At 60.0% G+C, this 11,021-nt stretch carries 10 protein-coding genes; 7 read left to right on the top strand and 3 right to left on the bottom strand.

Annotation, left to right across the window (positions count from 1 at the left end; genetic code table 11):
* Positions 1-301: 301 nt before the first annotated feature.
* Positions 302-2,194, top strand: a complete 1,893-nt coding sequence (gene mrdA, locus AC3WTM_RS23470; protein ID WP_102671041.1) for a penicillin-binding protein 2 — start codon at positions 302-304, stop codon at positions 2,192-2,194.
* A gap of 12 nt (positions 2,195-2,206) precedes the next feature.
* On the opposite strand, the gene AC3WTM_RS23465 is transcribed toward mrdA, so the two are convergent.
* Positions 2,207-3,166 carry a LysR family transcriptional regulator gene (locus AC3WTM_RS23465; protein ID WP_057713890.1) on the bottom strand — a complete coding sequence of 320 codons (960 nt, stop codon included), beginning with the start codon at positions 3,164-3,166 and terminating at the stop codon, positions 2,207-2,209.
* A 155-nt stretch (positions 3,167-3,321) separates the two neighbouring features.
* Between AC3WTM_RS23465 and AC3WTM_RS23460 the strand changes: the two genes are divergently transcribed.
* The 6 genes from AC3WTM_RS23460 (at position 3,322) to AC3WTM_RS23435 (ending at position 8,831) form a co-directional block, all read left to right on the top strand.
* The gene (locus tag AC3WTM_RS23460) at positions 3,322-4,623 is read left to right on the top strand and encodes an MFS transporter (protein WP_102671042.1); all 1,302 of its coding nucleotides are present in this window, start codon (positions 3,322-3,324) and stop codon (positions 4,621-4,623) included.
* Positions 4,620-5,375: a class II aldolase/adducin family protein gene (locus AC3WTM_RS23455; RefSeq protein ID WP_007988289.1), complete on the top strand. Its 756-nt coding sequence runs from the start codon at positions 4,620-4,622 to the stop codon at positions 5,373-5,375. Before AC3WTM_RS23460 ends, AC3WTM_RS23455 begins: the two co-directional genes overlap by 4 nt.
* Positions 5,372-6,313, top strand: coding sequence for a 2-hydroxyacid dehydrogenase (locus tag AC3WTM_RS23450; RefSeq protein WP_173677940.1), 942 nt, complete (start codon positions 5,372-5,374; stop codon positions 6,311-6,313). Before AC3WTM_RS23455 ends, AC3WTM_RS23450 begins: the two co-directional genes overlap by 4 nt.
* Positions 6,314-6,436: 123 nt before the next feature.
* Positions 6,437-7,816: an MFS transporter gene (locus tag AC3WTM_RS23445; RefSeq protein WP_102671043.1), complete on the top strand. Its 1,380-nt coding sequence runs from the start codon at positions 6,437-6,439 to the stop codon at positions 7,814-7,816.
* Between the two features lie 18 nt (positions 7,817-7,834).
* Positions 7,835-8,227 carry a RidA family protein gene (locus AC3WTM_RS23440; protein WP_090456976.1) on the top strand — a complete coding sequence of 131 codons (393 nt, stop codon included), beginning with the start codon at positions 7,835-7,837 and terminating at the stop codon, positions 8,225-8,227.
* A complete protein-coding gene (locus AC3WTM_RS23435; RefSeq protein ID WP_102671044.1) occupies positions 8,220-8,831 on the top strand; it encodes an RraA family protein in 612 nt (203 codons plus the stop codon). The genes AC3WTM_RS23440 and AC3WTM_RS23435 overlap by 8 nt, the downstream gene beginning before the upstream one ends.
* Here AC3WTM_RS23435 and AC3WTM_RS23430 read toward each other — a convergent pair.
* Together AC3WTM_RS23430 and AC3WTM_RS23425 are read right to left on the bottom strand one after the other, a co-directional pair.
* Entirely contained in the window at positions 8,828-9,745 is a 918-nt protein-coding gene (locus AC3WTM_RS23430; RefSeq protein ID WP_046043224.1) for a LysR family transcriptional regulator, read from the bottom strand. The two genes, AC3WTM_RS23435 and AC3WTM_RS23430, sit on opposite strands and share 4 nt — an antisense overlap.
* Positions 9,746-9,890: 145 nt before the next feature.
* The gene (locus tag AC3WTM_RS23425) at positions 9,891-11,021 is read right to left on the bottom strand and encodes a glycosyltransferase family 4 protein (protein WP_102671045.1); all 1,131 of its coding nucleotides are present in this window, start codon (positions 11,019-11,021) and stop codon (positions 9,891-9,893) included.

The raw sequence follows: 11,021 nt of genomic DNA, 5'->3' as shown, positions 1-11,021 counted from the left end.
CCATGTGAGAGTAGGTCATCGTCAAGATTAAATTCCGAAACCCCTATCTGCGTATGCAGGTAGGGGTTTTGTTTTTGGCGTCCCTGCAGGCGCGAGCCCGCTCGCGAAAAAACCGAGAGCGCTGCGGGGCGTCAGGTTTCCCGCGTCATCATTGGCGTCCATCGCGAGCGAGCCCCTACAAGGTCATTGTGAAAAAAATCACATAAATCTGACTTCGCGCTTTTGCTAAGGTGCAGCTCATTTTTAATGGACTGAGTTTGCGCCCACGGATCGGCATTCTTTTCAAAGAGTTGCTGTAGAAATGCCCGAACCGATACCCATCAAGGACCACGAGAAAGAGACACGCCTGGTCAATAAAAGGCTGATGGCCTGCGGCTTGTTCGTCGCCGCTGTCACCTGTGCGCTGGTAGTGCGCCTGTATGTCCTGCAGGTAGTCGAGTTCGACTATCACTCGACCATCTCCGAAAACAATCGCGTACATGTCCTGCCAATTACACCGACTCGCGGGTTGATCTACGACCGCAACGGCGTACTTCTCGCGGATAACCGTCCCAGCTACAACCTGACCATCACCCGCGAACGTGCTACCGATGTAAACGAAGAGCTGGACGAGGTAGTCAATCTCCTGCATTTGCCCGCTGAAGACCGCTCGCAGTTCGACAAGACGATGAAGCAGGCAGGTCACCCCTTCGTACCTGTGACGTTGTTCTATGAACTGAGCGAAGAGCAAATTGCCGTACTCGCCGTCAACGAGTTTCGCTTGCCGGGCCTCGATGTCGAGCCGCAGTTCGTTCGGCATTATCCATTGGGCGAGCACTTCGCCCATTCGGTCGGCTACGTCGGACGCATCAACGAGAAAGAGTCAAAGGCTCTGGATACCGTGGAGTATCGAGGCACCCAATCCATCGGCAAGACCGGGATTGAAAAATTCTACGAGAAGCAACTGCACGGCCATGTCGGTTATGAGGAAGTCGAAACCAATGCCCAGGGCCGCGTCCTGCGAGTGCTCAAGCACACTGACCCGGTGCCAGGCGAAAACATTGTCCTGAGCCTCGACGTCAAGCTTCAGGAAGCCGCCGAGCAAGCCTTGGGCGATCGCCGTGGTTCGGTGGTCGCACTGGATCCCTCGACCGGTGAAGTGTTGGCCATGGTCAGCAACCCAAGTTTCGATCCGAATCTGTTCGTCACCGGTATCAGTTCCAAGGAGTACTCCACGCTACGGGACTCCATCGACCGACCGCTGTTCAACCGTGTGCTGCGTGGTCTCTATGCGCCGGGCTCGACCATCAAGCCGGAAATGGCAATCGCTGGCCTCGATGCCGGTGTCGTCACGCCACAGACCCGTGTGTTCGACCCCGGTTATTACCAGCTGCCGGATTTTGATCACAAATACCGCAACTGGAACCACAGCGGCGATGGCTGGGTGGATATGGATACGGCGATCATGCGTTCCAACGACACCTACTTCTATGACCTGGCACACAAGCTCGGTATCGATCGTCTGCACGACTACATGGCCATGTTCGGACTGGGTGAGAAAGTCTCCCTGGACATGAATGAAGAGTCCCCCGGCCTGATGCCATCCCAAGCCTGGAAACGCGCCACCCGTCGTCAGGCCTGGTATCCGGGCGAGACGGTGATTCTCGGTATCGGCCAGGGCTACATGCAGGTCACGCCACTGCAGTTGGCTCAGGCGACGGCGCTGATTGCCAACAAAGGCGTGTGGAATCGCCCGCACCTGGCCAAAACCGTGGACGGTGTCGCGCCGGTTGATGAGCATCCGATGCCGAACATTCTGCTCAAGGATCCTCGCGACTGGGAGCAGGTCAACCATGGCATGCAGATGGTGATGCACGATGCCCGCGGGATTGCCCGGGCCGCAGCCGCGGGTGCGCAGTACCGTATCGCCGGCAAGAGTGGTACCGCGCAAGTGGTGGCGATCAAGCAGGGTGAGCGTTACAACCGGGAGAAAACCCGCGAGCGTAACCGCGACAACGCCTTGTTCGTCGGTTTTGCCCCGGCCGAGCACCCGAAAATCGTGATTTCGGTGATGATCGAAAACGGCGAGGCCGGTGGTCGCGTCGCCGGACCGGTCGTGCGGGAGATCATGGACGCCTGGCTACTTGATCAGGACGGGCACCTCAAGCCGCAGTACGCAGCGCCGAGCAAGGCACCGGGCGATCCTCACGTCTGAACCTTCATGGCTTCACAGCACAGGCTCACGGATGCTGAGCATGTGCTGGAAGCTCTCGAGAAACACCGTTTCGGCCTGGCTCATCTTCTGTTCGCGATTCCACAACAGCTGGATATCGAAATCCACCACCCCGTCTTCCGGCGGCAAGCGCCAGAGCAGGCCTTGCTCGACATCCCTGCGCACCAGATGGGTGGGCAAGGCGCCTATGCCGTAACCCGCGCAGATCAAGCGGTAAATTTCTTCGAAACTGGTGGAGGAGGCGACGATCTTGCCGGTGAAGCCTTGCTGGTCGCGGAACAGCGTGAGGGGTGAAAGATTGCCGCCGAGTTGATCGCTGGTGAAGCTGACGAAGTTTTCCGCCGCCAGTTGTTCCAGGGTCAGATTCTGTTGCCCGAACAGCCGGTGACGTTGGCCACAAAAGTAAGCATAGGTCTCGCGAAACAGTACCCGTTGTTCCAGTCGTGGCTGTGGCAAGCGGCACAGGCCAACGCCGACTGTCGCAGTTTTTTGCAGCAGCGAACTGATGATGTTCGAACTGCCCATCACCTCGACTTCCAGCTCGATTTTCGGATGGGTTTCATGGAAATCAGCGAGGAAGTCATCGTAATGCCGAGCCTGCACACCGCTGACGGTGAGGATGCGGATCTTGCCCACCACGTCGTCGTGGCGACTCTCCACCACCGTCCCCAGGCGTGAAATATCTCCGTAGATATCCGCCGCTATGCGCAGGACTTCTTCCCCGGTTTCCGTCAGATCAAAGCGTCGTCCGCTGCGGGCAATCAACACGCATTCCAGTTGTTCTTCCAGTCGTTTCAGCGCCTGGCTGACGGCCGACTGGGTGATGTGCAGTCGCGCGGCGGCGCGGCTCATGCTGCCTTCCTGGCCGATGACCAGATAGGTGCGCAGCAGGTTCCAGTCGAGGCGGTCATTGAGAAAGCGGCGGCCGACCCACGGGTTGGAATTGGAAGGCATAAAACCTCATGCAGTAGCATGGCTAATAGTAAAGATAAGGAATTGAAAATTGACTAATCCTGGCATGGAAGCGATAAAGCCCACAAGTGCCACAGAGCGCAACCGTCATCAGCCTTAACACCTGCCCAAAAACTATAAGTACACAGGGTCCTTGCATGCACACTACTCCCCAACCGCGCCGAGCCGCGGCCGCTGCCTTCATTGGCACGACCATCGAGTTCTACGACTTTTACATCTACGCCACCGCGGCGGCGCTGGTCCTTGGGCAAGTGTTCTTCCCCAGCAGCGACCCGGTCATGAGTACCCTGGCGGCGTTCGGCAGTTTCGCTGTCGGCTTCATTGCCCGTCCCATGGCCGGGATGGTATTCGGTCATCTGGGCGATCGTCTGGGGCGCAAGAAAATGCTGTTGGTGACCATGACCTTGATGGGCGTCGCCACGGCGGGTATTGGCCTGTTGCCGAGCTACGCCAGTGCCGGCATCTGGGCACCCATTGGTCTGATCGTGCTGCGTGTCATTCAGGGCATTTCGGTCGGTGGTGAGTGGGGTGGGGCGGTGTTGATGGCGAGCGAACACGCGCCGGCCAAGCGCAAGACGTTCTACGCATCGTTCGCCCAGCTCGGCAGTCCCGCCGGTTTGTTGCTGGCACTGATCGCTTTCCGTCTGGTGACGTCCCTTGAGCCAGAGGATTTCCTCGCCTGGGGTTGGCGCTTGCCGTTCCTCGCCAGCGGCGTCTTGATGATGGTCGGGCTGTTGATCCGTTCCGGCGTTCACGAGTCGCCGGAATTCGCCAAGGCCAAGGACAACAACGAGACCGCCAGATACCCGGTGATGGACGTGATCCGTACCTGCTGGCGGCAGATCCTGTTCGCCGCCGCTGCCGTGACCATCGGCTCGGCCGGGTTCTTCTTCACCAACACCTTCATGATCACCTATGTCACCCAATATCAGGGCATTGCCCGATCGACGATTCTCGATTGCCTGTTTCTGGTGACCGTCATCCAGTTGCTCTCACAACCGCTCTCGGCGCTGATCGCCGAACGTATCGGCGAAGGTCGCTTTCTCAAATGGGTCGCGTTGCTTTGCATGGTCACGCCATACCCGATGTTCCTGCTGGTAGGCACGCAGAACATTGTGTTCATGACTGCCGGTATTGCCCTGGCAGTGGTGATTCTCTCGGCGCTGTACGCGGTGATCGCCGGCTACATGACCCAGGCCTTCCCGGTACACCTGCGCTACTCGGGCATTTCCATCGCGTACCAATTGGCTTGCGCCGTGGCCGGCGGCACCACGCCGCTGATCGGCACCCTGCTGGCCAGCAAGTTTTCCGGACAATGGTTGCCGCTGGCGGTGTTCTTCACCTTGCTCTCGACCCTGTCCCTGATCGGTGTTTGCGGCCTGGCCCGCCTGCGCGCCAACCCGGTCGTCACCCACGCTGCTAAAGAGGTGTATTCGTGAGTAAACCTGCACACATCGACCCGGTTGAATGGCAAGCCCGTTGCGAACTGGCTGCGCTGTATCGGCTGGTTGCGCACTTTCGCATGACCGACCTGATCGACACCCATATCACCCTGCGGATTCCGGGGCCTGAGCATCACTTCCTGATCAACCGCTACGGGGTGATCTTCGACCGCATGCGCGCCTCGGACCTGGTGCGCATCGATCAGGAAGGGCGGGTGGTCGACCCGGAGTACGCGGGCCATCGGGTCAACGCTGCCGGCTTCGTGATTCACTCGGCGATCCACATGGCGCGACCGGACCTGAACTGTGTGATCCATACCCACACGGCTGCCGGCATGGCGGTCGCGGCGCAGAAGCAGGGCCTACTGCCGATCAGTCAGCATGCGCTGAAGTTCTACGGCAAGCTGGCCTATCACACCTATGAGGGCATCGCGCTGTCGCTGGATGAGCGCGAGCGCTTGATTGCCGATCTCGGTCCGCACCGGGCGATGATCCTGCGCAACCACGGTTTGCTGGTGGGTGGATCGGGCGTGGCCCAGGCATTCCAGGAAATCCACTTCCTGGAACGGGCCTGTCAGGCTCAGGTGCAGGCGCTGGCCGGTGGTTCGGCACTGCATTACCCGTCGCCGGAAGTCTGCGCGCACACCGCCGAGCAGTTCGACCGTGATGAGCAGGACAACATCATCGACCTGGCCTGGGAGGCCGCCCTGACGTTGATCGAATCCCAGCGCGAGTCATATTTGTCATGAGCGCCGTCATCAACACAGTGGTTCTACTGTCCCGCGACACCTTGCTGCTCAAGCAATTGCAGGCGGCGTTTGCCCGCAGTGCGCCGCAGCTTACCGCCGTGCTGGCCGACGATTCCCGGGCCGCCAATGCGCAGATGGCGGCGTGCTGGTTTCCCTTGCCGGGCAGTCTCGGCGCATTGCCGAACCTGCAGGTGATTCACTCGGTGGCCGCCGGTATCGATCACCTCGATCACGATCCGTCGTGCCCGGACCTGCCGGTTTGCCGTGTGGTCGACCCGGGCCATCGTCAGGGGATGACCGAGTACGTGCGCTGGGCGGTGATCCACTATCACCGCGGTTTCGATCAGGTGTTGTCGCACCAGTGGGAGCAACGCTGGGAGCGGCCGCTGCAACGGGCGGCGGGGCAGTTCAAGATCGGTGTGATGGGGCTCGGATCGCTGGGCAGCGCGATTGCTCTGGATCTGGTCGCAGCCGGTTACGACGTGCGCGGCTGGGCGCGGCGCAGCAAGGATTTGCCCGGTGTGCGCACGTTCGCCGGGGGGGATGCGTTGCATCCTTTTCTCGACGGCGTCGAGTTGCTGATCAACCTGTTGCCACTCACCAGCGAAACCCGCGGGATTCTCGGGCGAGCCACTTTCGAACAGCTCGCCAGCGGCGCGGCACTGATCAACTGTGGCCGGGGCGGTCATTTGAACATAGACGATCTCGAACAGGCCCTGGCGAGCGGGCATTTGCGCGGCGCCTTGCTGGATGTGTTCGAGCAGGAACCGCTGCCGGTCGATCACCGGCTCTGGACAATGCCCGGTGTCACCATCACCCCGCACATGGCTTCGGCGGCTTCCCATGACTGTATTGCCGAGCAAGTGGCAGAGAACTTTCGTCGCCTGAATGCTGGCGAGCCGTTACTCAACTGTGCCGACCGAGTATTGGGATATTGAACTAACACACCCCCTGTAGGAGCGAGCTTCCCGTAAGCCATAACAACAACCTTCGCCTCAACCGTTTTACTGCCAGTCAAAACAATTAAATAACGAGTTCTTGATGAATTCCTGGAGACAGTGATGAGCGATCTTTCGTCCGCAGAAAAGTCCGGCGCACCACCGGAAGTTGCAATCAGCATGAAAAAAGTCGCGGTGGCCAGTGTGATCGGCACCACCGTGGAGTGGTACGACTTGTTCGTGTTTGCCACAGCTTCAGCGCTGGTGTTCAACAAAGTGTTCTTCCCGGATTTCGTGCCGCTGATCGGAACGCTACTGGCGTTCGGCACCTTCGCTTCGGCGTATCTGGCACGGATTGTCGGCGCAGCATTGTTCGGGCATTTCGGTGATCGCCTTGGGCGCAAGTCGATGCTGTTGATCTCGCTGCTGACCATGGGCGCGGCCACCTTCGCCATCGGCTTGTTGCCTGACTTTGCAACCATCGGTATCTGGGCGCCGATCCTGTTGTTGCTGCTGCGGGTCGTGCAAGGCCTGGCATTGGGGGGCGAATGGGGCGGGGCGGTGCTGATGGCGGTGGAGCATGCGCCGGCCAACAAGCGCGGCTTGTACGGCTCCTGGGTGCAGATCGGTGTACCGGCCGGGACCATGATTGCCAACCTGGCATTCCTGTTGATCGCGGCGTGGCTGTCTCCGGAGGATCTGTTGGCCTGGGGGTGGCGTATTCCGTTCCTGGCCAGCGTGTTGCTGATCGCCGTCGGTTTGTATATCCGCCTGAACATCTCGGAAACCCCGGCTTTCAACAAGGTCAAGGAAGCCGAAGTGCAAGTGAAAATGCCGTTGGCGGAAGTATTCCGCAAATACTGGAAGCAAGTGCTGCTGGGGGGGATTGCCACCATGTCCACGGGCGCTTCGTTCAACATTATCGTGGCGTTCGGCTTGACCTATGGCACGCAGAACCTCGGATTCAGCCGCAGCGTGATGCTCGGTGTGGTGCTGCTGTCCTGTGCCTGGTGCATTGTCATGTTGCCGGTGTTCGGTGCGCTTTCGGACCGCTTCGGGCGCAAACCGATCATTGTCGGCGGCATCATCGCCGAAGCGCTGGTGGCGTTCCCGATGTTCTGGCTGATGGACACCAAGGAGCTGTCGATGGTGGTGTTCGGTTATCTGTTGTTGATGACCGCGTTCGCCGCCAACTACGGGCCGATCGCGACCTTCCTCGCCGAGCTGTTCGGCACCCGGGTGCGTTACTCAGGTTTGTCCATCAGCTACATGCTGTCCGGCCTGCTCGGCAGCGCGGCGACGCCCATCGTCACCACGGCATTGCTGGCCGCGACGGGCAAAGGTTCGTCGGTGGCCTGGTACATGATCGGTGCGGCATTGATTTCCCTGGTGGCCCTGTTGCTGTTGACCGAGACCTTCAAGAAGGACATCAGCGAGATCCCCAGCGTCGTCCCCACAGACGGTCCGGCCCCCGGTAAACCCTTAAAATCGGCTACGGCCTGACATCTGGAGTTCTACAACATGCGCAGAATTCAATCGGCCCCGGGCTACATCGGCCCGGTCGGGCCATACTCCCAGGCCGTGGTCAGCGGTCACCTGGTGTTCACCGCCGGGCAGATTCCGGCCCACGGCAGCCTCGACGAACAGCCTGCAGATTTCCCCGAGCAGGTACGGCAAACCTTGCGCAACCTCGAAGCGATCCTGATCGAGGCGGGCTCCGGTTTCAGCCATGTGATCAAGGTCAATGCCTACCTGACCGACCCCGCGCAACTGGAGCCGTTCAACGCCGTGTACCGCGAGTTCCTGGGTCATGCGCCACCGGCGCGCACTACGGTGTGCGTGGCATTGTGGGGCGTATCGCTGGAGATCGACTGTGTTGCCGAACTGATTGCCGGGGAGCCGCAGCATGGATGAGTCGCAACTGATCGAACAGCTCAAGGCCGTGAGCTTTCCGACCCTCGGGCACTTTCTCGAAGAGGGTTTTGCCGATCCGCAACTGCGGGCCATGGTGCCCAATGTGAAAGTCGTTGGCCGTGCATTGACCCTGAAACTGGTGGGCGCCGATGCCATTGCCGTCAACCGTGCCCTGGCGCAAATCAGGCCGGGCGACGTGCTGGTGATCGACACCGGTGGCGATCATCGGCACGCGCCGGTCGGTGCGGTGACCAGTTGCGCGGCACGCTGTGCCGGGGCTGTGGGTATTGTGGTGGACGGCGCAGTGACCGATCTGCTGGAACTGCGTGAAGCCGGGTTGCCGGTGTTCGCCCGAGGCACCAGCCTGTTGACCACCAAGCTGCACGGTCGTGGCGACAGCGTCCTCAATCAGCCCATCCACTGCGCCGGCGTGACGGTGCAACCGGGGGATTGGGTGCTGGCGGACGACAACGGCGTGTTGTTTCTCGACACGGCATCGGCGGCGGCAGTCATCGATCAGGCGTTGGCTTCGGATCGCAGCGAGCCGCGCGTGCTCGAACGCTTGCAGGCCGGTGAACCGGTGACGCAAGTCTTGCGCGTTTAGTCCGTCAGCCGTTGTTGCAGGCTTTCGAGAAAGATCGTCTCGGCACGGCTCATGCGCTGTTCGCGGTTCCACAGCAAATGAATGTCCACATCGGCAATCCCCTCGTGGGGCGGCAGGCGCCAGAGCAATCCGGCGTCGACGTCGGCCGCCACCACGTGTTCGGGCAGACAGCCGATACCGAAGCCGGCGATCACCAGTCGCCGGACTTCTTCCAGGCTCGGTGAGGACGCGACGATGCGACCACTGAAACCCTGTTGATCGCGGAAAATAGTCAGCGGCGAGAGCATGCCGCCGATCTGGTCGCTGGTGAAACTGACGAAGTTCTCCCGTTGCAAGTCCCCTTCGGCGACGTCCTGCTGGCCGAACATCCCATGGTGCTTACCGCAGAAAAAAGCATAGCGTTGACGCAGGAACAAGCGCTGCTCCAGGCGTGGCTGCGGGCGCCGATTGAGGCTCAGGCCGAGGGTCGCGGTTTTTTCCTGGAGGGCGCTGACGATGTCGGAACTGCGCATCACGTCGACTTCCAGATCCACTCGTGGGTATTGACGATGGAAGTCGGCGAGAAAGTCATCAAAGCGCTCGGAGAAGATCCGGCTGATGATCAGCAACCGCACTTTGCCGATCACTTCGTCGGCCGGTTGTTCCAGCACGCTACTGACCTGGGACATTTGCCCGTAGATTTCCCCGGCCAGGGCGAAGATCTGCTCGCCGACTTCAGTCAGGGCAAAACGTGGCCCGCGACGGGCAATCAATTGGCGGCCCAGTTGTTCCTCCAGGCGCTTGAGCGCCTGACTCACTGCCGGTTGCGTCAGGTGTAGGCGGGCGGCAGCGCGGCTGATGCTCTGCTCCTGGCCAATCACCCGAAAGGTGCGCAGCAGGTTCCAGTCCAGGCGGTCGTTGAGCAGGCGTTGCATAGGCGGTCAGCAGAAAGTCGGGGGGGCCAATAGGGAGAGTCGACGGCTTGCACACATCCTGCGCAAGCTATGGAAAATCTACAGTCGCAGGATCGTAACACTGTTAGAGCGCAGCAGCAGAGACAACTCGTATCTGCAAAAAAACTCACGCGTAGGCGAGGGCTTTTTCTTCCAGCAGTTCCTCATACAGCGCTGCCCATTTGCGACCCATTTCGTCCGCGGTAAACAGATTTTGATAACGGGCCTGCGCCTTCTCGCCCATTTGCGCCGCCAGCACCGGGTTTTCCCAAAGCGTGCGCATCGCCTCGCGAAACGCCGATGGATTGCTCGGTGGCACCACCAGCCCGGTTTCGTTATGGATGTTGATGTAACTGGTGCCAGTGCCAATTTCACTGGAGATCATCGGTTTGCCATACATCGCGCCTTCCAGCAGCGAAATGCCAAAGGCTTCGGAGCGCAGGTGCGACGGGAACACCACCGCATAACTCAACTCGAGCAAGGCAACCTTGTCTTCGTCGCCCAGGAACCCGAGAAAGTGCAGGTTCCGCAGGCCCAGCGCCCTGGCTTGGGCATGTAGCTCCGCTTCCAGCGGGCCGGCGCCCACGATCACCACGGGATAGTTCAGCCCCTGCATCGCTTCAAGCAGGATGTGCAGCCCTTTGTAGTAGCGCATCACACCGACGAACAGGAAGAACTTGTCCCCCAGCTTCTGGCGCCAGCGCTCGGTCCGCGCCGCGTCTTGTGTCGGATAACCCGACTTGTCCAGGCCATAGGTGATGACACGGGTCTTATCGTGGTAGTCCTTGAGCACATCGCTGGTGTGAAAGTAGTTGGGGGACGCCACGGCGATTCGATCCGCGCAGTCCAGGAACCGACGCATCAACGGACGGTACAGTTTGAGTAGATGGCGTTGGCGAATGATGTCGGAGTGGTAACTCACTACGCTGGGCTTTTTGATGCCGCTGACAAAATGCACCAGGTCCATGAAGGGCCAGGGGAAGTGGTAGTTGACCACGTCGGCTTCAGCCGCGAGCTCTCGAAACTGCTTGAACACGCTGTAGGAAAAACCGGTGGAGGCGAGTTGAAAATCCATCCTGGCCTGATGCACCTGGTGCTCGCGGATCTGCAATACGCCCGGTGCCGGATTATTGCTCAGGGTCAGCACAGTGCTGTCGACACCATGGCGCGCGCCACTTTCGCTCATCTGGAAAATGACTTGTTCGATGCCACCCATGGAGTCGGGCAAGTAGGTTTTATAAAAGTGCAGGACGCGCAT

The organism is Pseudomonas sp. EU05-FHT14B02 (assembly GCF_058791055.1).
Note: the sequence above shows the minus strand (reverse complement) of the source record. Positions and strands in the feature narration are given on the sequence as shown.